Genomic DNA, 25,163 nt, shown 5'->3' on the forward strand with positions numbered 1-25,163 from the left:
TGCGGATGTACTCGGCGCGCCCCGGCGGCAGCCGCTACCGGCCGGTGCTGGACCGGCTCCCGCCCGGCACCTCCGGCACCACCGCCCTGCTCGGCGGCGGACTGCTCGCGCTCGCCCTCGGCCGGGCCGGCGCCCTGCACTCCGGAACGCCCGCGCTCGCCGCCTACCTGGCGCTGTGCGTCCTGGTCGGACACTTCTCCCGCCCGTGGGCCGCGCCGCTGGTCGGCCTGGCCGCCTGGCTGTGCTGCAACGCCTTCGCCGAGCACCGGCACGCCGAGCTCGGCTGGTCCGGCACCTGGCCCGAGACCTGGCACTACGCGGCGTTCACCGCCGCGGCCCTGCTGCTCCCGCTCCCCGCGGCGCTGCCCCGCCGCAGGGTCCGGGTGGCGCTGCTGCGCCCGGACCGTACGGTCTGAGGCGCCCCGTGGACGGCCCGCCCCCTCCCCGGGGCCGGGCTGCCGCCGAACCCCCGGGCCCCGGCCGGTACTCCGGAGCCCGCGGCGACCGGTGGAGGACAGGTGAAAGACGGGGCGCCCCGGTGCCCCGCGGTGGAGTGGCCGACGTTCGGACCGCGGGCCCGCCGCCCGCAGCGGCCACTCCACCGCCCCTCCCGCGCGCCCCTCCCGCGCGTCGCTCCCGCACCGTCACGTGCCCTGCGCCGTGGCCGAGTTGGCGCCCCCACCCTGGTGGCCGAGGACAAGGACGCGGAGGATGTCCGTATGCGGATGACGAACGCGGACCGGCCGAGGAGCGTGACGGGCGAGGACGTCGGGGCGACGGCCCGGCTGCTGGCCCGGGCCTTCGGCGACGACCCGATGATGAGCTGGTTCTTCCCCGAGGAGGCCACCCGCCCGGCCGCACTGGTCGGCTACTTCACCACGCTGCTCACCCGGCAGTACCTGCCGTACGGGGTGTGCGAGCGCACCGGGCAGGCGGCCGCGTTCTGGGTCGCGCCGGAGGCGCAGGAGAAGGCCGTGCCGGACGAGGGGACGGTCCGCGCGCTGGCCGCCCTGCTCGGCGACCGGGCCGACTGGTTCCGGCACTGCGTCGAGGCGGCCGCCGCGAACGCGCCCCAGGAGGCCCACTGGTACCTGGCGGTGCTCGGCACGGACCCCGCCGCCCAGGGCCGGGGCCAGGGCGCCGAACTGCTCCGCGCCGGTCTGGCCCGGGCGGACGCGGCAGGGCTGCCGGTCCACCTGGAGTCCTCGAAGCGGGAGAACCTCGCCGTCTACCGGCACTTCGGCTTCGACGTGCTGGAGGAGGTCCGGCTGCCGGCCGACGGCCCGCCCCTGTGGACGATGCGCCGCGCGCCGCGCGCATAGGGCGTGTTTCGGATCATGCCGACCGCGCGCCGGTCGCCTCGCCCGCAGCCGAACTGCTGGCCGGCCCGCTCGACCGGTACCCGTTGACGACAGGCAAGGTGAGGTGCGATCAGCTGTCGGCCCAGTCGGCCCAGTCCTGGGTGTTGGCACTGCCGGCCGGGTTGACGGTCACGGCGGTACCGGCGGCGGTGCCGGAGGTGTCGAGGACGAAGCCGGTGGCGAGGTTGGTGAACGTGTAGGTGCCGCTGCTGTTCGGGGTGACGTGCCACTTCTGGTACTGGCTGGCCGGGCTCCAGAACTGCAGGGTGGCCGGGCCGCCGGCGCTGGTGGGGGCGGTCAGGGTGAGCGGGGTCGAGCAACTGTCGTAGACCCTGACGGTGTGGTCCGCGTTGAGCTCCACCTTCCAGGTGTCCGGGGAGTGGGTGGCGGAGGGCGCGCCCAGGTCGACGACCGGGTCGCCGGTGACGGCGCAGTCGCGGTCCATGGCCATCCCGTTGCCGTTGGTCAGCATGTGGTACCGGCCGTCGTTCACCGGACTGGAGAGGTAGTTGATGGTGTGGGCGGCCAGATAGGTCAGCACCGTCTCGGTTTCGGGCAGGCCGATTCCCAGCCTGTTGTTGAAGTACGCGGCGAAGTCGACGGGGCTGTGCGTGACCAGCACGTCGATGCTCTTGTTCCAGCCGCCGTCCGTGTGGTTCCACAGGTCCAGCAGCGAGCCGTCCACGTTGCCCTGGACCTGGTCGCCGGTCTGCCACCCGCTCCCGTAGGTGAACGACCGGCTGCTGCCGTTGGGCCACACGAAGCGGTAGTCGCCCAGCAGGTAGGCGGCGGCGGCGTCGGCGAACCCCTCGACCAGGGCGCAGCCGGCGGAGCTGACCAGGGGGATGGAGTGCGGGGCGCAGTTGGGGAGGGGCGGCAACGTGGCGTTCTCGTAGAGGTGCTCCATGAAGAAGTGTGCGCTCTCGTGGAGCACGAGGTGCTCGGAGTCGGGGTCGGCCGCTGCCAGGTGGACGGTGTTGGTGTGCTGAGCGTAGTACGTGCCGTCGGTGGAGGTGGGGTACCACTGGAGGTTCAGCTCGGTGCAGGCGTTGCTGTCGTGTTCCCGGCTCGACCAGCAGGTGCTGAGGGGGTTGTTGCGCGACCACCACAGCAGGTTCTCGGTGTCGAAGGCGTGCCAGGCCGGGGCGGTGAGGGGGGCGACCGTCAGCACGCCCAGCGAGCGGCCGGCCGTGACGTTCTGCTGGGTCGGCGACTCCATCGTGTAGAGGTTGCCGGAGGAGTCGGTGACCTTCCAGAGCTTGCTGCTCTCGGTCCTGAACTTCACCGAGAGACTGCTCATCGAGGTGGTGGTCACGGGGGTGTAGCAGAGGTTGAAGCTGCCGTCGGAGCCGGCGGTGTACTGGTAGTCAGGGGTGAGCTGGTGCGGGGAGTCGGTGGCCCGCTCGGCGCCCCACAGCTGGACGTCGGCGTTGCGCACCGGCTTGGTCAGGGTGGGCTTGTTCGTACCGGCCTCGGCCGACTGGTACTGGTACTGCAGGGTGCCGCTCAGGCAGACGGGGGAGGCCGCCGCGGCCGGGGAGGCCGCCAGCGGGACGAGGGCGGTGGCGGCCAGGACGGCGGTACAGAGGGCGGCGAAGCCGCGGGGGAGTCGGAACCCGATGGACAACGGTGCTTCCTCTCGACAGCGCGCAGCCGGCCCGTGACCGCGATTCGGCTCGCCGACGACCGACCAGGAGCCAGGATCAGCGCTGCACGCCGAGTGCGAAAGAGCGCCTGGAAGCGCGGTCGATGAACCGACAAGCCGATGGGATCACTTCGGTGGCGAAGTTCTCGCCGCGCGCCCGGCCCCGCCGGGCCGCGCCGTTCGTGCCGTTCGTGCCGTTCGCAGGCCGACGATCCGTCAGGCGTGCCCGTCAGGCGTGCCCGTCAGGCGTCCCCGGCGGGGCGCAGGCGGCGGTGGAGTCGACCTGATCTTTGAAGACGGGCCCTGGGTCAGTCCTGCGGCGGCCGGGCGATGCGCAGACCGGCCCGACCGAGTTGTGCGGTGATGTCCGAGAGGTACTGCTCGGCGTCGGCCACCGTTCCGATCCCGGCGGCCCGCCGGCGGATCCGGTCGTGCTCCTGCGGGTGCAGGCGCGCCTCCTGGATCGCGGCCGTCTCGACGAATCCGCGCAGCGTCGCCGTGACGGGCCGGCCGGGATCGGCCGGCCCGGCGGCCTCCGCCTTCCAGGAGACGCCCGACTCGGCCGGGTCGGGCAGGGTGCGGGGCGCCTCGCGCGGGGCGTCGGCGGAGAGCAGGTGGAGGAAGTCGTTCGCCCGGGCGTCGCGGTCGGTGAGCGGGGCCAGTCCGAACAGTCGCTCGACGGTGGCGAGCAGCGAGCCGTGGTCGTACTGGGTGTGGTCGATCAGGTTGCAGTTTCGCCCGCCCGTGCCGCCATCCGTGCCGCCGCCTGTGCCGCCGCCTGTGCCAGCGGGCGCGGCGGCCGGGATCCACGGGGAGACGACGACGGTGGGCACCCGGACGCCGAGCCGGTCGAAGCGGAAGCCGTGGGCGTTGTGCTCCGGGTCGGTGCGGTCGCCCGGCGGGACGGCCGCGGGCGGCGGCACGTGGTCGTAGAAGCCGCCGTGCTCGTCGTAGGTGATGACGAGCAGGCTGGACTCCCAGAGCGGCGAGCGCCGCAGCCCCTCGTAGACGGACTTGATCAGCGCCTCGCCGTCGGTCACGTCGTCGAGCGGGTGCTGGCTGTTGCCGCAGCGGAAGTCGCCGCCGTGGGTGAGGACGTGTCCGTAGTTCGGCTCGATGAAGGTGTAGGCGGCCGGGTACGCGGGGTCTTGGAGGTGTTCCGCCAGGTCGTCGAGGTGGTGGTAGTGCTCCAGCGTCGTCGGCAGGTCCATCCCCGCGAGCGCGCTGACCTGGGGGAGCGCGTCTCCGGCGTAGACGCGCCACGGGAGGCCCTTGCCGTCCAGGGCCTCGTAGAGCGTCCCGTGTTCGAAGGTGTAGCCGCTCAGCTTCGACCGGACGGTGTCGACCGGGTCGGGGCTGTGGTCGAGGCCGGCGGAGCTCGCCGCGTGCAGGAAGAAGCGGTTGGGCCAGGTCGGCCCGGGCAGGGCGGAGAACCAGCGGTCGCAGACGGCGAACTCGCGGGCCAGGGTGCTGAGGACGGGGAGCTGGTCGGCGGTGAAGCAGGCCATGACGGCGCCGGGGTCGGCGAGGGCCTCGGCGTCCTGCTTCACCGTCGCCTCGTTGACGTAGTTGTCGACGAAGCCGCCCAGGGTGATCGGCGGGTAGGTGCCGTCGTAGGCGCACCGGTCGTCGTGCGGGCGGCCGGTGATGGCGGTCGAGGCGAGCTGGAGCATGACGTCACAGAACTCGTGCGGCGGGTCGACGGGCAGGGCGAAGGGCGCGCCGATCCGGACGGGGTGGTCCTTGCCCGCGTGGTGGTTGCCCGCGCGGGTGTCAGGGCCGTCGACGGTGGTCGGCGCGCCGGTCACCGCGTCCGTGCCGACGCCGTGGCGGAGGCTGCCGTCGGCCACCGTGCCGGTCGACACCCCCAGCATGTGGTCGAACGAGCGGTTCTCCAGGACCAGGACGAAGACGTGCCGGATCCGGCCCTGGGGTGCCGGCGCCCGGCCGGCCCGCAGCCCGGCGAGCCAGGCGTGCCACTCCTCCCGCTCGTGGGTGATCGCCTGCCGGATGCGTTCGATGGGATCCATTCGCCCACCCCAGCACTGGTGGTGACTGACCGTCAAAGGCCCACGCCGGTCGGTGGTCGGCCAGTCGTCGGTGTGGAGTTCCGTCGGGGTGGCGATGACGTCGACGAGGGCCCCGCCGCGCAGGACGGTGAGCGGGAGTAGGCGTCCAACGGCGCCTCGCCCCCGGGCCTTCCGTCCGCCGGTACACCGGGCAGGGTATGACGATCATAGGAATGACTTTCGATCGGGCGGGGAAGATCGCCTTCGGTGCGGCGGTGCACTGCTCCGTGCCGGGTCGATCCTGACGCCTTCTTGACGTGCGGAAAATAGCAAAGGGCAAGCAAAGTAGGCGTATCGTTCAGGCAAAGCCGCATCCGTGGGAGGGGTTTTCGATGGAGATGACCGAGCTGGAGTCGAAACGGCAGACGCAGGGAGGGGCCGGCACCGAGGGGCCGGAGGGCGGGACCGGCGTCGCCGGGCCGGACGGCGCTTCCGCCGCCCTGCTGCGCCCCACCCGGGAGGCGCTGCTCGCCCGCCGCACCCACCGGGCACCGCGCTGGAAGCGGCTGCTGCCGCCCGGATCCGCCGGGCGCTCGGCCTGGATCCGGCTGGAGGCGGACGCCCAGGCCGAGCGCCTCGGCCGCCGCACGCCCGGCACCGAGCACGTCCTGCTGGCCCTCCTCGCGCTCCACGAAGTGGCCGGGCGGGAGCCGGAGTTGGCGCCCGAGGCGAACGCCGGTGAGCTGCTCGCCGGGCTCGGCCTCGACTACGCCCGGGCCCACGCCGCCCTCGACGCCGGACAGGTGACGCTGCCCGCCGACCCGCGCTCGGTGGAGGCCTACCTGTCCGGTGGTGCGGCGGACGGCGGCGCCGAGCCGCTGCTGAGGGTGCTGCTGGCGGAGGACACCCGGGCCCGGCGCCTGGTCGAGGCCCTGCGATCATGAGAGCCGCTCCACGCCGCTGAGGGCCGACGGGCGATGACAGAGGAAGGACCCCCGATGCACGTCACCCTCGCCGAGGAACTGGTGCTGCTCTCGCTGGACGACCGGACCGGCGCCCCGAAGGAGAGCGTGAACACCGCCTGGGCCGCCGCGGGCGGCCTGCTGGCCGAACTGGTGCTGGCCGGGCGGGTGGACGTGGCCGACGGCCGGCTCGCCGTGGTCGACCGCACCCCGACCGGTGACTCGCTGCTGGACGGCCGACTGGAGCGCCTCGACGAGTGGGTCGGCACCAAGCGACCGGGCAAGGCCAAGGCCGCGGACTGGCTCACCAAGGACCGCTCCACCGTGCTCCGGGACACCGAACTGCGCCTCTACGAGCGGGGCTTGGTCACCGAGGAGCGGCACCGCGTCCTCGGCATCTTCCCCGTCCGGCATTACCCGGAGGCCGACGGCAGCGTGGAGCGCGCCCTGCGCGAGCGCCTGACCGCCGTCGTCCTGGACGGCGCCGAGCCGGAGCTGCGCACCGCCGCCCTGATCGCCCTGCTGCACTCGGCCAAGCTGCACCGACTGGCCTTCCCCGACCTGCCGCGCAAGCAGGTCGAGCCGCGCTTCGCCGAGATCGCCGCGGGCGACTGGGCGGGCGAGTCCGTCCGCGAGGCGATCAAGAACATGCAGCTCATGATGGCCGCCGTGATCGCCGCGACCACCGCCGCCACCGCCGCGACGGCCTGAGGACCGGGGGGCCCGCCGGGCCCACGCCCAGGCTCAAGCGGGGCGGTCGAGGCGGTGCTCCCACCGGAGGTCGCCGTCGTCGCCGATCCAGTACCGGTGCGCCCTGCCGGTGATGTGGATCCGTACGGCGGTGATGTCCGGGCCGCCGGCGCCCCGCCAGGCGAGAAGGGCCCGCTCGACGACATCCCACAGGGCGACGGGGCCACCCTGGCGAACCGTCCACGCCTCGCCTTCGCGGATGAACTCGGCGAAGGACTCACGTTCCGGGTCGAAGAGGTAGCGGAGCTGTGCGCCGTCGGCCGCCGTGGCCTGGACGAACTGGGCTCCGGGTGCGGCGAGTTGGGCGAGGAACGCTGGCATCCACTCGCTCAGGACGGTCGGTGGGACCCGCACAGGCCGCTCGCTCTCGGGAAAGGCGGTGCGGGCGGACAGGTCGCCGGCGATCGGCACGGCGGCCTGCGATCGCGCCTGCATGAACGAGGAACGGTCGATGATTCGACCCTCGGCGGTACCGTCGCCGTTGACCACGACCTTGGCCAAGCCAGTCCCGTACCCCCAGGAGCCGACCGTCGCCAGGACGATCCCGCCCGGCCTGGTCTGGCGAATCCAGGTGTACGGGATGCGGTCGACGGCGCAGGTGGCGATCACGCGGTCATAGGGAGCGCGGCGAGGATGCCCGAGGAGCCCGTCCCCGACGACGGTCCGGGTCGAGAAGCCGACCGCTTCCAGCGCCGCATCGGCGCGGCCCGCGACGTCCGGGTCCACCTCGACCGTCGTGACGTTGTCCTCGCCCAGGCGGTGGCACATCAGTGCGGAGGAGTATCCCGTGCCGGTGCCGATCTCGAGTACCTGGTGCTCGGCCGTGAGGTCCAGGTGCTCGATCATGCCGACCACGGTGACGGGCGTGGTGGACGAGGACGTGGGTGAGCCCGTCACGAGCCCCCTGGCCTGGTCGGCGGTCAGATGCCCGTCGAGCTGGGTGGTCAACGACTCGTCGCTGTAGGCGATCTCCGCCCAGGCGGTCGGCGCGGTACCCGCTGCGGTGGCGGGTCGCCACCGGCCGCCGTCGCCGGGAAGGAAGACCCCGGGGGTGAGGAACTCCTCGCGCGGGATCGCCTCGACGGCGGCGCGCCACTCCGGAGTCCGCAGGACGCCCGCCTTCTCAAGCCGGTCGGCGAGGGCGCGCCGATGGGGCGCGGTTCCGGTCATGCTGTCTCTCCTCGTGTCAGCAGATCAGCGAATGCGGCGGACATCTCCAGGCCGGTCTCCTGCTCCAGCCAGCCCCATTGGCCGTTCGGATTCAGCTCCAGCCACCAGTAGTCGCCGGCTCGGTCGACAGCGAGGTCGAACGACCCGGAGACGAGACCGAGTTGGTCCAGGATGTCGTGAAGTGCCTTGTCCAGGCGGTCGGGCAGGTCCACCACCGTGTACGAGAGGGCGGAGTAGTCCCTGCGCCAGTCCAGGAGGTCACAGTCGATCCGGACGGCGAACGTGCGCCGACCGACGACCAGCACGCGAATGTCGGCGGCCTTGTCGATGCGGGCCTGGAAGAGGTGCGGCGTCACCCGCACGCTGTCGTCAAGCTTGGCTGCGGAAGCCGGTTCCGCCCACCCTGTGAGCTGAACGCCGTCGCGTTCGTACGGAGTCCACCGCAGCGTCTTGAAGATCACCTGATGGTCACGAGGTCTCCTTGCAGTGCGATGGTGGGATGTTCACCGGAACGGGAGGCATCAGGCGGCGTCCCAGTCGACGTCGTTCTTCTGGGTCCAGATCCGCGCCGAGTCGTACGAGTAGAAGTGCAGCGGCTCGGGACGGGGCGGGAGGGCTTGCACCAGACGGTTGGTCCTGTGGTCCTGGACGGCCCAGACCGGGAAACTGGTGCCGGCCGGGGAGTCGGCGGGGACGATGGTGTACCGGCTCACCTCCGGGCCGCCACCTGGATGAACCCGCCGGCCTTCTCAACCGCCCCGGCGAACTCGTTGTACTCCCCGTCGATGGGGGTGATCGTCGCCCGGCTCGGGACGAGGATCGCGCCGGCCTTCCGGTCCTCGAGGTTCTGCAACGCGGCCTTGAGCAAAGGCCGTTCCTCCGGGCTCCTGTCGTTTGCGTGCTCGTCCACGACGGTGAGCGTGATGCCCCAGCCGAAGGTGTCCGCGTACCTCTCGCAGTCGCGCATCTCCCGCTCGGGGAAGGCCGTTCCCGGCTTGGCCAGGTAGACCACGACGTGGAACTTCGGCGGCCTGGTCGTCGGGGCCGACACCAGCTCAGCCACGATCGGGCCGTTGTCGTCCTCGGCGAGAAACCTCTGAACACGCTTCGGGATGTCGCGCTTCGCTGTGGCACTCATCGTCGGTTCCCTCTCCTTCGCGCATGGGGGCGTGGGATGGACCGTACGAGGAGCGGCCAGCGACGCCCAACGAAGTTGCACGCAGTTGCACAGCAGTCACCCGAGAGAGTCAAGCGCCCCTGAGATCAGGGCGCGAGCGGCAGCGCCATGCACGGCATCCGTGGACAGTTCCCCGAACCGACTGACGTACATGCCCACTTCCGAAGGCTGCGTGATCTGGAGGTACCCGGAGACAAGCTCGACGTTTACCTGCGCCGAGTCGTAGATCGAGAACGCTTCGACCTGCATCGAGTGGCGCAACAATCCCCTCGGAACGATCCCCAGGCTCACGTTCGCCAAGGACGCGACGATGTTCAGGTGGGCGAGTTGGCCGGCCGCTACCTCCGGCCCGCCAAGACCGTGGTGCAGGCACGCCTCTTCGATGATGAAGGCGAACGTCCTCCCGTGGTCTCTCAGGATCGCCTGCCGTTCCATGCGGACCTGGACTGCCTCTTCCACATCGTTCACGGCAACACGACGACGTTGGGTGGCTTGTAGTACCGAACGGGTGTAGTCCCGGGTCTGGAGTAGACCATGAAGGATGCCGGGTGTGTATGCCCGGAACCGGGTCGTTCGCTCGTACAGGGGCAGAACCATCTCCTGGGCGCGCTTGAGCCCGCTGCGCTCCATCCGCCGCCACTCGGTGAACATGGTTTCGACGGTGCGAAGACTGGCCGCCAGGTCTTCGGCCTGGCCGTCAGCGTTGCAGGCATGGCACCAGTCCCGGATGTCCTTCTCGGAGGGCGCAGTGATGGCGTTCTCGATGCGGGAGCACTTTGACTTGCTCCACCCGCAGAGGAGAGCGAGCGCAGGCCCGGTCAGGTGTGCATCCTGACGGATTTCGCGTAGCCGATCTGCTAGCGCCTTCCGGGCCTGCTGAACGCTCGATGAGCGAGAAGTACGCATCTCTTTTGGTTACTTGAGCACGTACTCTTCGTGCGGAGTCGCCCTTTGCCACACGGTCTCGAAGGCACTCTTCACGAGCCGAACGACGTCAGGCTTGGTCGTCCACTCCCGGTCCACCACATCTCCGTCGCCGGAGAAGAAGGTGAACATGATCTTGGAGTCGTCGAACATCCACAGGTCGGTTCCGGGCAGAGCGATGTCTGCCGCCAACCGGCGCGGAAGCCAGCGAACCTGCTCACCGATAGCCAGGTTCAGGAATGTCACGTGGTGCTCGTAGCGGATGTACTCCGTGACCGGCTCGGAGACGATCCGGGCCCGACGCATGACGACGCCACGGTTGATCACCTCCCCGGCGAAGGCGGTCCAGCTCTGGAACCACTCCGGGCGGTCGTCCGGGCCGTAGCGAAGACCCTCCCGATAGCGCCGGAACTGTGGGTCGTTCGGCGTGTAGCTGTCACGCATCTCCAGGTGCACGGCGGAGAACTTGGCCTCGGCCATGGCCGAGGCGATCGGGTTGGCCACGCTATTCCTTCTCGTTCTCTTGAGTCGCCAGCCGTGCGGCGAGGTCCACGACGTACTTGATCATTTCTTCCGGGAGGCGGATCACGGTCTCGTGCTCAGGCACGTCAGTCGAGTGCCCGGGAATCGAACCGACCTCCTTGCAACGCCTCAAGTCCTCGTCGCTGGCCTTGTACGACTGGATGAGGAGGTCGCCGTTCTCCGGGTCGCGCCAGATCGTCGGCGAGTCGACCTCTGGCGTGTTGGAGATGATCCCGATGAACTGTAGGGGTTCCACGAAGCTCCCTGTGAACTCGGCAATCGCGCGTGGCTACGGGCGATCATCGTGTCGTGTACGTGTAGTGGCTGTCAGCCGTTTCGGCCGACCCGGTGAGCCCAGCGCTGATGCTGCTCTCGCTGGACGGGGAGCCCGGCGAGGTCAGCGGACAGTGACTCCGGGCCGCCCCACCGCGCGGTGGGGTGGCCCGGCTGAACTGCGTCAGAAGTCGCCCGCCTTGATCCCGGAAACGAACGCCGCCCAGGCGTCGGTGGGGAAGAGCAAGGACGGCCCTTCGGGGTCCTTCGAGTCGCGAACGGGCACGATCCCGGAGTAGTTGTGGGCGACTTCGACGCACTGTCCACCATCCCCGTTGCTGTAGGTGCTCTTGCGCCAAGTGGAAATATTTGTGCGGGAGTTGATCATATCTCCTGCTCCTGGCTTGTCGTGCGGTGGGCAGTGGGAAATGCGCGCTCAGCGGGAGTCCGCCGCACCGTTGGGTGGATGCAGTGGGCAGGGCTCAGGAGGCTGAGAGCTTGCCGGACTTGAGCTCGGCAACGAAGGCTGACCAGGCGTCGGTGGAGAAGAGCAGGGAGGGCCCCTCGGGGTCCTTGGAGTCGCGGACGGGAACGAGGCCGTGTGCGGCGGCGGTCCGTGAGAATTCGAGGCACTGTCCGCCGTCCGAGCCGCTGTAGGACGACTTCTCCCAGTGGGTGCCTATGTGATGGAGTAGCCGGCTCATAGCAGATGCTCCTTACGTACCTGGTCGATGAGGGTCAACGAGTCGTCAGGGGCCAGTGCGTGGGCGCGCAGCCTGTCGCAGTTCTGCGAGAACCTGGTGACCAGCTCGCTTGACCGGTACATCTTCCCGCCCTGTGGGTCGCCCGCGTACAGCACGGTGGGTGCTGACTCGAAGGTGAGCAGCGTGAACGGGGTCGTGTGGGCGGCAACCGCTCCCGCAGAGAACGGGATCACCTGAAAGTCGACGGCCGGGGACTCCGCGGACCGCAGGAGGTGCTCCAGTTGTGCTGCCATGACCGACCGGCCGCCCACCAGGGTTCGCAGGCACGCCTCGTGGAGGACCACCCACAACATGGGGGGATCCGGCTTCTCCAGAAGCTTTCGACGAGCCATGCGGGCCACCACCTTGCCGTGTACCACCTCTGGCGACTCGCGCGGGTGCCCCGCGCGGAAGATGGCTCGTGCGTAGTCCTCGGTCTGGAAGATTCCCATGATGCTGGTGGCCGAGAAGTCGAAGATCCCGGCCGAGGTCCATTCCAGCTGGAGGTAAGGAACGAACCACGGAGGACTTTCGCTCTCTGCGATCCCCTCGCGGAGGCGAGTGAAGAGGCCGTGAGTCTGAAATACGAGATCGCACTTCTGAGCGAATCTCTCCGAGGGCATCATGGTGCCCTTCTCGACCTTGCTGACGTACCCCTCGGAATAGCCGGTCGCCATTCCTAGGCCTTTTTGTGTGATATTGCGACCGCGTCGGACCTCTCTGACTTCATGGCCGAAACGCTGCAGCGGAGTCAAGTATTCGGGTCGTTCGTCCCTGGTCACCCGTCTGACCTCCCACTTGTGCAGCACAGGCATGTGATGGGCGCATCGCTGAACTTGACTGACTCATAGTCAAGTCACTCCAGGGTAGCGCGTTTGTGGTGGAGTGACGGAAGAACCCGGTGACCGCTTGCACGGTCCCGGGGCGTGGCCAACCTGGGCGAAAGCAGGCTGACATGGACGACTTCATCGAATCCCGCCTTGGTGGGCGGATCTACCGGGTGTGGATCTTTCTCCGCTACCAGCCGGGCGACTGGTGGTTCGTCCACATCAGCCAGCGGCCGGTTTCGCGTCGGCTGCGCGCGAGGCGACGCGCGCTCCGGGCCGAGCGGGCGCGACGGGGTGCGGTCATCCGGTCGTGGGCTCGGTGACCAGGATCCATCCGCCCACCGTGCCGAGGATGAGTCGCTGGGCTCAGAGCACAGCGGCACCGAGGGTGATCGAGGCCAGCACCATCAGCAGGCCCAGCGCGACGAAGCCGTACTCCAGCCGTACCCGCTCCCGCCCGTCCACCAGGACCTGCCGGGGGTCCGCCGGGTCGTAGCGCACTGGAATGTAGCCGCCGTCGGGCAGGGGGTGGCGGGCGGTGGACGGGACGGGCGAGAACACCTCGACCACCCGGCCGTCCGCGGTCTCGAACTGGAGCAGCGGCCGCGGCGGCAGCGCCCGGTCCTCCGGAGTCGCGACGCGGGACCGTACCAGGGCCGGGACCGGGACCCCGACCCGGCGCAACCGCCGCAACTCGCGCAGCCCGACCACTCCGGCGAGGTAGGCGACCACGCCGCCCAGCGCCCCGAACACCACCACGGCGAACCCGGCCGTCCCGCCCACCGCACGCCTCCCAGCCCAAATACCAGCCCCGAGACTCCCCGAACTTCCAGTATCGCCGAGGGCGGGCGGTCCTGACCCCCAGGAATGGTTCAGTCCACTGCGGGCCTGCGGCCGGAGTACCGTGGAAGGCGTCGAGGCATCACTGCCGTCGGCGGATGCCGCAGGTGTTCCCGGTGCGTGACACGGTCGGCGGCCCGGGCTTCTCAGGGTGCTCGGCCCCCGGGCGGCTGTGCACGGCCCGGGTGCGGCGGACCTGATGACCGGAGGCGCCGGTGGCGCATGCGCGTACGTCCCCGGCCGATGACGCCCGGCAGAGCCCGGTCGGGGCCGTCGGCAAGGTGACGGTGCCCATTCCGCTGGACGGTCCGGGCGAAGTGCTGGTGGCCCTGAGGGGCGGTTCGGAGGTGTTCGCGGCCTGGTGCTCGGAGCCGGTCGGCCGGGACGTCCGGGTGGTCGTGGTGGACGCGCTCTCGGCCCGCTCGGTGATCGTCGAGCTCCTGCCGTCCTAGCCGCGCGTCGCAGGCTCCCGCAGGCCCCCGCAGGTCAGGTGGCCCAACAGGTCAGGTGGTCGATCATGTTCTTCTGGCACGTTCCCGCGCCCAACGAGGCGATGCTCATCTCCGGTTCCAAGCACCAGGCGCAGGACACCCAGTTCCGCATCGTCACCGGCCACGGCAGCCTGGTCCTGCCGGTCAAGCAGAAGGTCCGGATGCTCTCCCTGGCCCTCCGGGAGGCGGAGATCGCCGAGGACTGCGTCACCCAGCAGGGGATCCGGCTCACCGTGCGTGCGGTCTGCGTCTTCAAGGTCGGCGACGACGCCGTGTCGATCGCCAACGCCGCCCGCCGCTTCCTCTCCGAACAGGACCAGATGGAGGAGCTCGTCGGCCGGATCTTCGCCGGCCACCTGCGCTCGATCATCGGCGGGCTGACCGTGGAGCAGATCATCCGGGAGCGCAGCAGGGTCGCCCAGGAGGTGATGGCGGGCAGCCACGGCGAGATGGAGAAGCTGGGCATCGTGGTCGACGCGCTGCAGATCCAGGAGATCGAGGACTCGACCGGCTACATCGACAACCTGGCCGCGCCGCACGTGGCGGCGGTCGCCAGCCAGGCCCGGATCGCCCAGGCCAAGGCCGACCAGGAGGCCACCGAACGGGAGCAGCAGGCGGCCGCCCTCAAGGCCGAGTACGAGCGCGACACCGCGATCAAGCGGGCCGGCTTCCTCGCCGAGACGGAGCAGTCCAGGGCCCGCGCCGCCCAGGCGGGCCCGCTCGCCGAGGCCCGGGCCTCCCAGGACGTCATCGAGGAGCAGACCGCCCTCGCCCAGCGCCGGGCCGGGCTTGCGGCGCAGCAGTTGGAGGCGGAGGTGCGGCGCCCGGCGGACGCGGAGGCGTACCGGCAGCGGACGCTGGCCGAGGCCGCCCGTGACCGGGTGAAGTTCGAGGCGGACGGCAACGCCTACAGTGAGCGGGCGCTCGCCCAGGCCCAGGCGGACGCCAACACCGCCCGGGCGGACTCCCTGCGCGGCGGCAACCAGGAACTCATCGCGGCCAACCGGATCGTGGAGAACCTTCCGGCCCTCGCGGACGCGGCCGCCCGGGGCATGTCCGGCGCCGAACTCACCGTCCTCAACGGCAGCGACGGCGTCAACCAGATGGCGGCCGGCATCGTCAGCCAGGGCCTCGCGATCCTGCACTCCCTGCAACACTCGACGGCCGTGTCCGGCGACGGCAAGCCCGTACCCCGCCGCCCCGCGGCCTAGACCTCGGTGAGGGGGACGGTCGGGTCCGCCAGGCGGTCGGCGTCCACTACGCGCCTGGAGACGATCAGTTCGCGGATCGGGTCCACCACGTCCCAGACGTTGACGTTCATCCCGGCGAGCACCCGGCCCCCGGACAGCCAGAAGGCGATGAACTCGCGGGTGGCCGGGTCGCCCCGGAAGACCACCCGGTCGTAGCCGCCGGGCTCGGCGTAGCCGACGTACTCCAGGCCCAGGTCGTACTGGTCCGAGAAGAAGTACGGGACCCGGTCGTAGACGGCGTCCGGCTGCCCCAGCAGGGCCCGGGCGGCGGTCTGCGGCTGGTTGAGGGCGTTGGCCCAGTGCTCGACCCGCAGGTGCCAGTCGAACAGCGGGTGGTAGGCGTTGGCGACGTCGCCGGCCGCGTAGACGTCCGGGTCGGAGGTGCGCAGGTGCTGGTCGGTCTTGATGCCGTTGTCCACCTCCAGGCCGGCGGCCTCGGCGAGCGCGGTGGCGGGGGAGATGCCGATGCCGACCACCACGGCGTCGGCCGCCAGCTCGGTGCCGTCGCCGAGCCGCACGCCGCTCACCGTGCCGTCGGCGCCGGTGAGTTCGGCGACCTGCACGCCGAAGCGCAGGTCCACGCCGTGGTCGCGGTGCAGGTCGGCGAAGACCTGGGCGACCTCGCGGCCGAGCACCCGCAGCAGCGGCAGCTCCAGCGACTCCAGGACGGTGACCTCGGCACCCGCCGCGCGGGCCGCGGCCGCCACCTCCAGGCCGATCCAGCCGGCGCCGACCACGGCGATCCGGGCGCCCGGCCGCAGCACGGCCTTGATCCGGTCGCTGTCCTCGACCCGGCGCAGGTAGAGCACGCCGTCCTGGTCCGCGCCGGGCACCGGCAGCCGGCGCGGCACCGAGCCGGTGGTCAGCAGCAGCTTGTGGTAGCCGATCTCGCCGTCGTCGGCGAGGGTCACGGTGCGGGCGGCCGGGTCGATCGCGACGACCGGGGTGCCGAGCCGCAGCGTGACGTCGTGCTCGGCGTACCACTGCGGCGGGTGGACGTGGAGCTTCTCCCGGGCCTCCTTGCCGAGCAGGTAGCCCTTGGACAGCGGCGGGCGCTCGTACGGGCGGTCGTGCTCCTCGCCGATCAGCACGATGCCGCCCCGGTACCCGGCCCCGCGCAGGGCCTCGGCCGCCTTGGCGCCGCCCAGGGAGGCCCCGACGATCACGATCGGCCGTTCGCTGCCCGCCATGCCCGACTCCTTGCTCTCCGTGGACGATCCGGGGTCAGCCTGCCGCCGAACGGGTGGTGTGTCGAGACCGCGCCGGGCGCGCCGCGCCGCGCTCGCCCGTACGGGTGAACGGGGGGCCTCAGGGGCCTCACGGCGTCGTCGCGTCCCTGACCAGCGCGGTGTCGGTGAACTGCTCGAAGCGGACGATCCGGCCGCCGCGTACGACGAAGTGGTGGGCGACCCGTACCGCGAGCGGTCGTCCGGTGGCCTTGTGGACGGCCGTGTAGCGGGCCAGGACCACCACGTTCTCGCCGTCCACCACGTACAGGTCGTCGTGCGCCGTCCAGTTCTCCCACTCGGCGGCCAGCCGCTCCATCACATTGGCGGTGACGCCCTTCGGGGTGCGGTAGGTGCCGGCCAGCGGGAAGCCGGCCATCTCGGTCCACTCGACGTCGTCGGCGAGGGTGCTGCGCAGGGCGGCCAGGTCGCCCCGGGCGGAGGCCAGGTACTGGCGGCGCACCACGTCGGCGGGGGCGGCGGACTCGGCGAAGCCGGCGACGTCCCTGGGGATCTCGATCATCGCGCGCTCAACCCCACGCCATCTCGCCCATGGCGACCTTGGTGCCGATGTCGACGGCGATCCGCAGCCCGAGGTCCGGGAAGCGCCGCTCCAGCGCCTCCTTCGCGGCGGCGGCGTCCGCGGCCCGGCCCAACTCGGTCTCGAAGGCCCGCAGGTAGGCGCGGGTGTGGTCGAGGGCGTTGAGGTCGGTGGGCGCGTCGGCGACCCGGTGGCCGGCCGCCAGCCAGGTCGGGTGGAGTGCCTCCATGCCGTCCAACAGGTCGATCCAGGCGGCCCGTTGGGCCGCGGTCGGGGTGTCGGCCGTCCACACGTGCAGGCCCTCGAAGAGCAGCACCCCGCCGAGCACCGCGCGGTGGTGGTGCTGCCACAGGTAGTGCCGGTCGGGCAGGTGGAAGTCGGCGCCGCGCAGTTCGAACCGGTGGCCCTCGAAGACGATCTCGTCCCCGGTCAGCACCTCCGGCCGGACCAGCCGGGTCGGCAGTTCGGGGCCCAGGTGCGCCCAGGCGCGCAGCTTGGACTCGTAGGTGTCCTGGATGTGCTGGACGGTCGAGGCGGTGGCCAGGAAGCGCGCGTGGGGGAAGGCCTCCTGGATCTCCTGGGCGCCGAAGTAGAAGTCCGGGTCGCCGTGGCTGACGAAGACGGTGGTCAGCCGCTTGCCGCTGGCGCGCACCCGCTCGACCAGCCGGCGCCCGTCGGAGCGGGTGAACCCCGCGTCCACCAGCAGCGCGTCGTTCGGTCCGGTGACCAGGACGGCGGTCTTGTTGAGCGAGCTGTCGGGGGCGTCGATGATCTCGAAGTCGAGTGCACTCATGCTTCTGGGTCCCTCCTCGGGCCGGGCACGCCTCGTCGCCAGCATCCCTGCCGGGACCGGCCCGCGCATGCCGGGAACGCTGATCGGGTGCTCTGTGGGCGGTGCTCGGAGGACATCCCGTGCGCGTCGCCCGCCGTCCCGGCCGCGCCCCAGGAGACTGCCAGGGCCCCATCGTGTTCACGTCATGAGAGGACCGAGGTGAAGCCCAGTCAGAGACCGGTGGCCCCGACCACCGGCTGGAGACGCCGACTAGGCAAGGCGATGAGTTCCGCCCTGGCCTTGACGCTCGTACCCTTCGCCATCTCACTCGTCGCACCCACCCAGGCCTCGGCGGCCGGCCTGCCGGGCGGGCTCGGGCCCTGCCTGGGCGCGGACTGCCCGGCCACCTTCCCCCCGGTCAACAACGGCCCCTTCGCGGGCCGCGACGCCGGGATCAACATCTTCGTCGGCGGCGACTTCAACGTCGGCGGCTCGGCCGCCGAGGCCGAGGGCCACGTGGTGACCCTCGGCAACTTCTCCCAGAACAAGGCCGCGGGCGCCAGCTCCGGGTACAACATCGGCATCGTCGGCGTCGGCTCCCGGGTGCCCCCGCCCGACGGCGCGGACTTCCTCACCGCCGGCGGCAACGTCACCGTCGCCCCGGGCCAGCGGCTCCTGGCCGACGGCGGCGTGGTCCGCTATGCGGGCACCGCCACCGGCACCATCACCGGGACGACGACCCAGGACGCCCAGGCCGTCGCCGCCTACACGCCGCTGCGCGGCCAGCTGCAGTCGGCCAGCGAGTGCTACGCCGGGGTCGGCACGCCCCGACCGGCCACCGGGACGGCCGTCAACCAGGGCTACCAGACCCTGTTCACCGGCGACGGCAGCTCCGCGCTCCAGGTCTTCAACGTCGACTTCGACCTGGTCGGCAACGGCGGCGGCGCCCAGGGCGTCGCCTTCGCCAACATCCCCGCGAACGCGACGGTGCTGGTCAACCTCACCGGCGGCGCCCGCACCATCAACACCTTCAGCGGCAGCTTCGACGACAACGACCCGTGGAACCGGCTGCGCCCCCGTCTGCTGTGGAACTTCCCGACCGCGAGCACCGTCACCCTCACGGGCTCCGGGCAGTTCCAGGGCAGCGTGCTGGTCGGCAACCCGGCCAGCACCAGCACGATGAACCTGCCCGGCCTGAACGGGCGCTTCTTCACCACCGGTTCGCTGCTGCACAACTCCGGTTCCGGCATGACCGGCACCGAGTTCCACGCCTACCCCTTCAACGGCGACCTGCCCGACTGCGGTAGCCCGCCGGTCCCGACCGCGTCGACCAGTGTGACCAAGGTCGATTCGGCGACCTCGCAGCCGCTGGCGGGTGCCACCTTCCAGCTGTGGCGGGAGACCAACGGCGTCACCGGGCTGCAGACCACGGGCACCACCCCGGACACCAAGGTCGGTGCCCCGTGCACCACCGGTCCGGACGGCCTCTGCTCCGTCAGTGACCTGCCGCTGGGCACCTACTACTGGCAGGAGACCGCGGCCCCGCCCGGGTACGACCTGCCGCAGCAGCCGGTGACGACGGTGGTGCTGGACACCAACGGGCAGACCGTCCCGGTGACCGTCGCCGACACCAAGAGCCCGGTCGTCGAGACCGCGTCGACCAGCGTGACCAAGGTCGACTCGGCGACCTCGCAGCCGCTGGCCGGTGCGGTGTTCCAGCTGTGGCGGGAGACCAACGGCGTCGCCGGGCTGCAGACTTCGGGCGCCAACCCGGACACGGCGGTCGGCTCGCCCTGCACCACCCCGGCCTCGGGCGTCTGCTCGGCGACCGGCCTGCCGCTGGGCACGTACTACTGGCAGGAGACGGCGGCCCCGGCCGGGTACGACCTGCCGCAGCAGAACGTGACCGAGGTCGTGCTCGACACCAACGGGCAGAACGTCGGCGTGACGGTGGCCGACACCAGGACGGCGGCCCCGACCGCGTCCACGACCGTCACCAAGGTCGACTCCGCCACCGGGCAGCCGCTGGCCGGTGCGGTGTTCCAGCTGTGGCGGGAGACCAACGGCGTCGCCGGGCTGCAGACTTCGGGCGCGAACCCGGACACGGCCGTCGGCTCGCCCTGCACCACCGGGGCGGACGGCGTCTGCTCGGCGCACGGCCTTCCACTGGGCACGTACTACTGGCAGGAGGTCTCCGCGCCCAACGGCTACGAGCTGCCCGACCTGAGCGTGACGACGGTGGTGCTGGACGCCAACGGGCAGACCGTCCCGGTGACCGTCCAGGACACCAAGACCGTCGCCCCGACCGGTTCGACCTCGGTGACGAAGGTCGATTCGGCGACCTCGCAGCCCTTGGCGGGTGCGGTGTTCCAGTTGTGGCGGGAGACCAACGGTGTGCCCGGCCTGCAGACCACCGGGGCCAACCCGGACACGGCGGTCGGCTCGCCCTGTACGACCCCGGCCTCGGGCGTCTGCTCGGCCGACGGTCTGCCGCTGGGGACGTACTACTGGCAGGAGACGGCGGCCCCGGCCGGGTACGACCTGCCGCAGCAGCCGGTGACGACGGTGGTGCTGGACACCAACGGGCAGAACGTCCCGGTCACGGTCAAGGACTCCAAGACGGTCACGCCGACCGGTTCGACCTCGGTGACGAAGGTGGACGCCGACACGGGCAAGCCGTTGGCCGGAGCCGTCTTCCAGCTGTGGCGGGAGACCAACGGCGTGCCCGGCCTGCAGACGACCGGGGCCAACCCGGACACGGCGGTCGGCTCGCCCTGCGTCACGTCCGACACCGGCGTGTGCTCGGTGACGGGTCTGCCGCTGGGCACGTACTACTGGCAGGAGACGGTGGCCCCGGCCGGGTACGACCTGCCGCAGCAGCCGGTGACCACGGTGGTGCTGGACACCAACGGGCAGAACGTCCCGGTCACCGTCAAGGACCGGAAGACGGCCGCGCAGACCGGGAAGACCACCGTCACCAAGGTGGACGCCGACACGGGCAAGCCGTTGGCGGGTGCGGTCTTCCAGCTGTGGCGGGAGACCAACGGCGTGCCCGGTCTGCAGACGACCGGGGCCAACCCGGACACGGCGGTCGGCCCGCTGTGCGCGACCGACGTCAACGGCGTGTGCTCGGCGGACAACCTCCCGCTGGGGACGTACTACTGGCAGGAGGTCGTCGCTCCCCCCGGGTACGAGCTGCCGCAGGACGCGGTGTCCACGGTCGAACTGACCAAGGACTGCCCGTGCGTGGAGATCACGGTCGCGGACAGCAAGTGTCCGCCCGAGCCCTGCCCGCCGGAGCCGTGCCCGCCGGAGCCGTGCGACCCGCCGGACCACCCGTGGGGGACGAACGTCGACCGCATCCCGGTGCCCGAGGTCCACGGGGGGCGCGCCTGACGGACCGCCCCGCGCGTGAGCGCCTGACCTGACGACGTGGCCGGAGGAGCCGAGGACGGCGCCTCCGGCCACCGGCGTGCCCGGCCGTCGGTGGCCGGCGGTCGGTGCCCGGCGGTCGGTGGCCGGCGGTCGGTCCCCGGCCGTCAGCGCCCGGCCGTCAGTGCCTGGTCCAGAGGGTGAGGTCGCTGCTGGTGGCCACGGCCAGGGTGCGGCCGGTGGGGGAGAAGCCGGCGGTGCGGAAGGTCGACCAGGAGGAGTGGAAGACGTGCCACCAGGTCTCCCCGTGCTGCCCGCCCCGCTCGGGCGCCGTGCCGCCGACCAGCAGCACGCGGTGGTGCGGCCACTCGGGCGCCGGGACGTCGACGGACCAGCCGTCGTCCGTCCCGCTGTGCAGGCCGCCGCCCCACAGGCCGGCCACCGGGATCCGCAGGTCGGCGACCGGGCCGAGGCCGGGGCAGGAGAGGTCCGGGCCGTCCGGGTCCTCCTCCGGGTCGTACTCGCGCTCCAGCTTCTCGCCCGTCACCGCGTCGAACAGTCCGTGCCCGCTGCTGGAGACGGTCAGCACCAGGTCGTGCCCGGTGTCGGGGTGGACGGCGAAGCCGATGCCGAGCAGCCCGCCGACCGGGACGATCCCCCGGCCGACCTGCCGCCACGGCGCCGGCGGGGGGATCACCTCGGCAGCCAGGATCCGGTCGCGGAGCTGCTGCTGGAAGGGGGTCAGGACCATGCGGATGATCATCCCACCGACGGTCGGGGCGCTACTCCTCCGTACGGGACAGCCGCAGCAGCGCCAGCGCCCCGACCGCCGTGGTCACCGCCAGCCCGCCCCACAGCAGACCCGGCCCCGCGGCCAGCAGCGCCGTCAGCACCGCCGGAGCCGCCGCCCGGCCGACCCCCATCGACAGCTCCCAGCGGGCCAGCGCCCGCCCCAGCAGGTGCGGCGGCGCGATGGCCGCCACCAGGGCCGTACCGGAGCCGGTGTAGAGGATCTCGCCGAGCGTGTACAGCACGGACACCAGCACGATGCCCACCGTGCCCGGGACCCCGCCCAGCGACCCGGCCGCCCAGAAACCCAGGTACGACAGGCTCAGCGTCGCCCCCGCGGCCGCCAGCACCGACTGCCGGGAGCGCTTCGCCAACCGCAGCACCAGCGCCAGCTGCAGCGCGATCACCAGCACGGTGTTGCCCACGAACACGCCCGAGGACCAGGCCGCGGAGGCGTGCAACCGGAGCACCAGCAGCGCGGGCAGCGCCACCTCCAGCACGTCGAAGCAGAACGCGTACGGCAGGTTGGCCAGGCTCAACAGGGTGATCCGGCGCAGCGGTTCGCCGCCGTCCCCGGCCTCCCCGGCCCGCTCCGCCACCGTCTGCGGCGCCCGGACCCGCAGCGAGGCCACCAGGGCGGCGGCCAGCAGGCTGGCCGTGCCGGTCAGCCCGGCCAGCACCCGGATGGTGTCCGTCCCGCCGGCCACCGCGACCGTCGCCAGCAGGGCGCCCGCGCCCATGCCCGCGTTGCGCAGCGAGCGCCCGGCGGCCAGTGCCGCGTCCCGCAGCCGGCCCTCGGTCAGGGTGCTCACCACGGCGGTGTGGGTGGTCGGCCAGGACTGGCTGCCGATGCCGAACAGCACCGCCGCCGCGGTGAACAGCGGCAGCCCGTCCGCGGCGAGCAGGACCAGCGCGCCCGCCGCCCGCAGCAGCAGGGTGACGGCGGCGGGCAGGGTGCGGGCGCCGGTGTCGATCCAACGGCCGGTCAGCGGCACCATCACCAGCCCGGCGACCATCCCGGCCGACAGGGCCAGGCCGACCGCCCCGGCGCGCAGGTGCAGCATCCCGACGCCGTACAGCAGCAGGAACGGGCGCAGCATGCCGCCGCCCACCGCGTCGACGGCGACGGCCGCCGCGTACCGGGGGCCGCCGGCGGCGGTCAGCAGGCCCAGCAGCGCGGACGGGCCGCTCCGGCCGGTGCCGGTCGGCGGGGCGGGCGGTTCGGTGGTGGGGACGGTGGCGGTGTCGTGGCCGGACTTCTCCTGGATCGGGCTCATGGCCGGTACGGTCCGCCCAGGTGGCGCCGCGTGTCGCGTGGATTGACGGTTAGCGTCAATCGGCGTGGGAGGGGGTGTGGGCGGTGGCAGGATTTCGATCGTGAGTGAGCGAAGCGAGCGAACCGCCAAGAGGTGCGTGTGGGCGAATGCCCCTGCCGAGCGCAGCGAGGTGGGCGCATGAGTGTGACCATCGACATCACCGGCCTGCCCGAGGAGCGCCTGCTCTTCGCGCCCTCGCCGCTCGCCGAGCTGAACGCCATGCTGCACGTGCTCGCCGAGCCCGCGCACCACCCGGCGTTGCAGGGCTGGGCGGCCTCCACCACCACGGCGATCCCGCCGGAGTTGTCCGAGCGGCTGTTGGAGGCGGACTTCCTCTGGCGGTCCTCGCGGGCCGACTTCCTGGTGCCCGGTCAGCCCGCCGCCACCCTCGCCGAGGAGCTCGACGCCGTCGACCGGGTCGACGACGAGCTGTACGTGACCGCGGCCCTGATCACCACCTGCGGCTCCTCCCGGCTCAACCGGCGGACCGCCTCCCCGCTCAGCGACCCCGCCGCCAACGAGCGCGCCCGCGAGCTGGCCCTCGCCCGCGGCCCCCGGCAGGCGGCCTTCGCGGACCGGCTGCTCGCCGACCCGCCCGCCGTCCGGGCGCTGGTGCGCCGGATGCTGGAGGACTGCGAGTCGGCGTTCTTCGCCGACGCCTGGCAGCGCGTCCTGCCCGGGCTGGCCGCGGACTCCCGGCACAAGGCCGACCTGCTCGCCCGCCGCGGCCTGGCCGAGGCCATCGGCGCGCTCTCGCCGTCCGTCGGCCTGGACGAGAGCGGCGGGCGGCGGCGGATCGTCATCGACAAGCTCCAGGACTCCGGCACCAGCGGCACCGACGGCAACGGGGTCACCTTCATCCCCACCGCCTTCGGCCGCCCCCACCTGCTGGCGGTGCACGCCCCGGGCTGGCGGCCGGTCCTGCAGTACCCGGTGGCCGAGGCCGGGCTGCCCGAGCCGGTCTCGCTCGCGCTGGTCCAGCAGCGGCTGGAGGCGCTCGCCCACCCGATCCGGCTGCGGCTGGCCCGCACCATCGCCCGCGGCCCGCACACCACCGGCGAACTCGCCGCGGCCTGGCAGTTGAGCGCCCCCGAGGTCTCCCGCCACCTGGCGGTGCTGCGCAAGGCCGGGCTGCTGGTCACCGAGCGGCGCGGGCGGTACATGCTCTACCAGCTGGACCTGTCCGGCAGCGCCCGGCTCGGCTCGGACTTCCTGGAGGCGGTGCTGCGGTGAGCGGGCCGTACGTGAACGAGGGGAACGGCGGGAACAGCGGGCGGCCGGAACACGTTCGTCCGGTCATGACCGACGACGCTCCTGAGATCCTCCGCTACGCCGCCTTCGCGATCCGCCCCGAGGGCGGCAACCCCGCCGGCGTGGTGCTCGACGCCACCGGACTGACCGCCGAGCGGATGCTCGCCGTCGCCGCCGAGGTCGGGTACTCCGAGACCGCCTTCCTGACCCCGGGCAGTGAGCAGGGCGCCTACCACGTGCGGTATTTCAGCCCGCTGCTGGAGGTGCCGTTCTGCGGGCACGCGACGGTGGCCGCCGCCGTCGCGGTCGCCGAGCGGTCCGGCCCGGGGCGCTACGTGTTCGGCACGGCGGCCGGGGACGTCCCGGTCGAGGTCGAGCGCGGCGCCGACGGCCTGCGGGCGACGCTCACCAGCGTCGAGCCGAAGGTCGAGGAGGTGCCGGCGGCGGACGTCGAGGAGGCGCTCGCGCTGCTCGGCTGGTCGGCCGCCGACCTGGACCCGGCGCTGCCGCCGCGGATCGGCTACGCGGGCGCCCGGCACCTGGTGCTGGCCGCCGGCACCCGCTCCCGACTGGCCCGGCTGGACTACGACTTCGACGGGCTGGCCGCGTTCATGAACGCCCGCGACCTGGTCACCCTGCAGCTGGTCTGGCGCGAGGCCCCCGAGGTCTTCCACGTCCGCGACCCGTTCCCGGTCGGCGGCGTGGTCGAGGACCCGGCCACCGGCGCGGCCGCGGCCGCCTTCGGCGCCTACCTGCGCGAGCTGGGCGCGGTGACCGCCCCGGCCGTGCTGACCCTGCACCAGGGCGAGGACCTCGGGCGGTGGGTGCGCTCGGTCCAGTACCACTTCGAGAGCAAGCACCGGCTGCTGGTCGACGCGCTGCAACTGCTGCACGCGGAGAACGAGCGCATCGCCCGCTCCCGTATCCGGTTCGATAGCGCGGAGCCCCGGGG

At 72.0% G+C, this 25,163-nt stretch carries 27 protein-coding genes and 1 pseudogene; 10 read left to right on the forward strand and 18 right to left on the reverse strand.

The annotated features are described in order from the left end of the window. Nucleotides 1–5: 5 nt before the first annotated feature. Nucleotides 6–416 (forward strand): hypothetical protein, encoded by a 411-nt coding sequence (locus ACFV8H_RS07045; RefSeq protein WP_380397172.1) that lies wholly within the window; start codon nt 6–8, stop codon nt 414–416. A gap of 309 nt (nt 417–725) precedes the next feature. Continuing rightward, nucleotides 726–1,322: a GNAT family N-acetyltransferase gene (locus tag ACFV8H_RS07050; RefSeq protein ID WP_380397235.1), complete on the forward strand. Its 597-nt coding sequence runs from the start codon at nt 726–728 to the stop codon at nt 1,320–1,322. Between the two features lie 109 nt (nt 1,323–1,431). Here ACFV8H_RS07050 and ACFV8H_RS07055 read toward each other — a convergent pair whose 3' ends face one another. Together ACFV8H_RS07055 and ACFV8H_RS07060 are read right to left on the reverse strand one after the other, a co-directional pair. Beyond that, on the reverse strand, nt 1,432–2,988 hold the full coding sequence (locus ACFV8H_RS07055; protein ID WP_380397174.1) for an RICIN domain-containing protein: 1,557 nt from the start codon (nt 2,986–2,988) through the stop codon (nt 1,432–1,434). Nucleotides 2,989–3,314: 326 nt separating this feature from the next. Beyond that, the gene (locus ACFV8H_RS07060; protein WP_380397176.1) at nt 3,315–5,036 is read right to left on the reverse strand and encodes an alkaline phosphatase family protein; all 1,722 of its coding nucleotides are present in this window, start codon (nt 5,034–5,036) and stop codon (nt 3,315–3,317) included. Nucleotides 5,037–5,407: 371 nt separating this feature from the next. On the opposite strand from ACFV8H_RS07060, the gene ACFV8H_RS07065 reads away from it, so the two are divergent. Together ACFV8H_RS07065 and ACFV8H_RS07070 are read left to right on the forward strand one after the other, a co-directional pair. Continuing rightward, nucleotides 5,408–5,959 (forward strand): hypothetical protein, encoded by a 552-nt coding sequence (locus tag ACFV8H_RS07065; protein WP_380397178.1) that lies wholly within the window; start codon nt 5,408–5,410, stop codon nt 5,957–5,959. Between the two features lie 54 nt (nt 5,960–6,013). Further along, the gene (locus tag ACFV8H_RS07070) at nt 6,014–6,688 is read left to right on the forward strand and encodes a GPP34 family phosphoprotein (protein WP_380397180.1); all 675 of its coding nucleotides are present in this window, start codon (nt 6,014–6,016) and stop codon (nt 6,686–6,688) included. 33 nt (nt 6,689–6,721) lie between these two features. On the opposite strand, the gene tgmC is transcribed toward ACFV8H_RS07070, so the two are convergent. The 10 genes and pseudogenes from tgmC to ACFV8H_RS07120 all read right to left on the reverse strand — a co-directional run bounded on the left by tgmC (nt 6,722) and on the right by ACFV8H_RS07120 (nt 12,318). Continuing rightward, entirely contained in the window at nt 6,722–7,897 is a 1,176-nt protein-coding gene (gene tgmC, locus ACFV8H_RS07075; protein ID WP_380397182.1) for an ATP-grasp peptide maturase system methyltransferase, read from the reverse strand. Next, nucleotides 7,894–8,358: pseudogene (locus ACFV8H_RS07080) on the reverse strand (ATP-grasp ribosomal peptide maturase); the annotation flags it as partial. The pseudogene ACFV8H_RS07080 and the gene tgmC, both read right to left, overlap by 4 nt. A 60-nt stretch (nt 8,359–8,418) precedes the next feature. Further along, nucleotides 8,419–8,610 carry a hypothetical protein gene (locus ACFV8H_RS07085; protein WP_375897222.1) on the reverse strand — a complete coding sequence of 64 codons (192 nt, stop codon included), beginning with the start codon at nt 8,608–8,610 and terminating at the stop codon, nt 8,419–8,421. After that, nucleotides 8,607–9,035 carry a hypothetical protein gene (locus ACFV8H_RS07090; RefSeq protein WP_380397184.1) on the reverse strand — a complete coding sequence of 143 codons (429 nt, stop codon included), beginning with the start codon at nt 9,033–9,035 and terminating at the stop codon, nt 8,607–8,609. Before ACFV8H_RS07090 ends, ACFV8H_RS07085 begins: the two co-directional genes overlap by 4 nt. Before the next feature lie 96 nt (nt 9,036–9,131). Continuing rightward, nucleotides 9,132–9,980, reverse strand: a complete 849-nt coding sequence (locus ACFV8H_RS07095) for a helix-turn-helix domain-containing protein (protein WP_380397186.1) — start codon at nt 9,978–9,980, stop codon at nt 9,132–9,134. A gap of 9 nt (nt 9,981–9,989) precedes the next feature. Next, nucleotides 9,990–10,502 (reverse strand): DUF6879 family protein, encoded by a 513-nt coding sequence (locus ACFV8H_RS07100; RefSeq protein WP_380397188.1) that lies wholly within the window; start codon nt 10,500–10,502, stop codon nt 9,990–9,992. A gap of 1 nt (nt 10,503) precedes the next feature. Beyond that, nucleotides 10,504–10,776 carry a hypothetical protein gene (locus ACFV8H_RS07105; RefSeq protein WP_375891697.1) on the reverse strand — a complete coding sequence of 91 codons (273 nt, stop codon included), beginning with the start codon at nt 10,774–10,776 and terminating at the stop codon, nt 10,504–10,506. A gap of 201 nt (nt 10,777–10,977) precedes the next feature. Beyond that, nucleotides 10,978–11,181 carry a DUF397 domain-containing protein gene (locus ACFV8H_RS07110; protein WP_375891696.1) on the reverse strand — a complete coding sequence of 68 codons (204 nt, stop codon included), beginning with the start codon at nt 11,179–11,181 and terminating at the stop codon, nt 10,978–10,980. A 94-nt stretch (nt 11,182–11,275) separates the two neighbouring features. Then, entirely contained in the window at nt 11,276–11,497 is a 222-nt protein-coding gene (locus tag ACFV8H_RS07115) for a DUF397 domain-containing protein (protein WP_380397191.1), read from the reverse strand. Next, a complete protein-coding gene (locus ACFV8H_RS07120; protein ID WP_380397193.1) occupies nt 11,494–12,318 on the reverse strand; it encodes a helix-turn-helix domain-containing protein in 825 nt (274 codons plus the stop codon). The genes ACFV8H_RS07115 and ACFV8H_RS07120 overlap by 4 nt, the downstream gene beginning before the upstream one ends. Before the next feature lie 173 nt (nt 12,319–12,491). On the opposite strand from ACFV8H_RS07120, the gene ACFV8H_RS07125 reads away from it, so the two are divergent. After that, the gene (locus tag ACFV8H_RS07125) at nt 12,492–12,686 is read left to right on the forward strand and encodes a hypothetical protein (protein WP_380397195.1); all 195 of its coding nucleotides are present in this window, start codon (nt 12,492–12,494) and stop codon (nt 12,684–12,686) included. A 43-nt stretch (nt 12,687–12,729) separates the two neighbouring features. Here ACFV8H_RS07125 and ACFV8H_RS07130 read toward each other — a convergent pair whose 3' ends face one another. Continuing rightward, complete coding sequence (locus ACFV8H_RS07130; RefSeq protein ID WP_380397197.1) at nt 12,730–13,146, reverse strand: DUF3592 domain-containing protein; 417 nt, start codon at nt 13,144–13,146, stop codon at nt 12,730–12,732. 272 nt (nt 13,147–13,418) lie between these two features. Here ACFV8H_RS07130 and ACFV8H_RS07135 point away from each other — a divergent pair, with 272 nt between their 5' ends. Together ACFV8H_RS07135 and ACFV8H_RS07140 are read left to right on the forward strand one after the other, a co-directional pair. Next, nucleotides 13,419–13,655: a hypothetical protein gene (locus tag ACFV8H_RS07135; RefSeq protein ID WP_380397199.1), complete on the forward strand. Its 237-nt coding sequence runs from the start codon at nt 13,419–13,421 to the stop codon at nt 13,653–13,655. A 65-nt stretch (nt 13,656–13,720) separates the two neighbouring features. Further along, on the forward strand, nt 13,721–14,905 hold the full coding sequence (locus ACFV8H_RS07140; RefSeq protein ID WP_375891686.1) for an SPFH domain-containing protein: 1,185 nt from the start codon (nt 13,721–13,723) through the stop codon (nt 14,903–14,905). On the opposite strand, the gene ACFV8H_RS07145 is transcribed toward ACFV8H_RS07140, so the two are convergent. The 3 genes from ACFV8H_RS07145 to ACFV8H_RS07155 form a co-directional block, all read right to left on the reverse strand. Beyond that, the gene (locus tag ACFV8H_RS07145) at nt 14,902–16,134 is read right to left on the reverse strand and encodes an NAD(P)/FAD-dependent oxidoreductase (protein ID WP_380397201.1); all 1,233 of its coding nucleotides are present in this window, start codon (nt 16,132–16,134) and stop codon (nt 14,902–14,904) included. The two genes, ACFV8H_RS07140 and ACFV8H_RS07145, sit on opposite strands and share 4 nt — an antisense overlap. Before the next feature lie 127 nt (nt 16,135–16,261). Next, nucleotides 16,262–16,693 carry a nuclear transport factor 2 family protein gene (locus ACFV8H_RS07150; protein WP_380397203.1) on the reverse strand — a complete coding sequence of 144 codons (432 nt, stop codon included), beginning with the start codon at nt 16,691–16,693 and terminating at the stop codon, nt 16,262–16,264. A 7-nt stretch (nt 16,694–16,700) separates the two neighbouring features. Continuing rightward, the gene (locus tag ACFV8H_RS07155; protein ID WP_380397205.1) at nt 16,701–17,504 is read right to left on the reverse strand and encodes an MBL fold metallo-hydrolase; all 804 of its coding nucleotides are present in this window, start codon (nt 17,502–17,504) and stop codon (nt 16,701–16,703) included. A gap of 279 nt (nt 17,505–17,783) precedes the next feature. Between ACFV8H_RS07155 and ACFV8H_RS07160 the strand changes: the two genes are divergently transcribed. Continuing rightward, a complete protein-coding gene (locus ACFV8H_RS07160; RefSeq protein WP_380397207.1) occupies nt 17,784–20,879 on the forward strand; it encodes a SpaA isopeptide-forming pilin-related protein in 3,096 nt (1,031 codons plus the stop codon). 157 nt (nt 20,880–21,036) lie between these two features. On the opposite strand, the gene ACFV8H_RS07165 is transcribed toward ACFV8H_RS07160, so the two are convergent. Next, the gene (locus ACFV8H_RS07165) at nt 21,037–21,618 is read right to left on the reverse strand and encodes a hypothetical protein (RefSeq protein WP_380397209.1); all 582 of its coding nucleotides are present in this window, start codon (nt 21,616–21,618) and stop codon (nt 21,037–21,039) included. 19 nt (nt 21,619–21,637) lie between these two features. Further along, nucleotides 21,638–22,921: an MFS transporter gene (locus ACFV8H_RS07170; RefSeq protein ID WP_380397211.1), complete on the reverse strand. Its 1,284-nt coding sequence runs from the start codon at nt 22,919–22,921 to the stop codon at nt 21,638–21,640. A 177-nt stretch (nt 22,922–23,098) separates the two neighbouring features. Between ACFV8H_RS07170 and ACFV8H_RS07175 the strand changes: the two genes are divergently transcribed. Together ACFV8H_RS07175 and ACFV8H_RS07180 are read left to right on the forward strand one after the other, a co-directional pair. After that, the gene (locus ACFV8H_RS07175; RefSeq protein WP_380397212.1) at nt 23,099–24,193 is read left to right on the forward strand and encodes a DUF5937 family protein; all 1,095 of its coding nucleotides are present in this window, start codon (nt 23,099–23,101) and stop codon (nt 24,191–24,193) included. A 65-nt stretch (nt 24,194–24,258) separates the two neighbouring features. Next, nucleotides 24,259–25,163: PhzF family phenazine biosynthesis protein (locus ACFV8H_RS07180; RefSeq protein ID WP_380397214.1), on the forward strand; the 905-nt coding region annotated here is incomplete at its 3' end.

The sequence above is a fragment of the Kitasatospora sp. NPDC059827 genome (assembly GCF_042731675.1).
Classification (GTDB): domain Bacteria; phylum Actinomycetota; class Actinomycetes; order Streptomycetales; family Streptomycetaceae; genus Kitasatospora.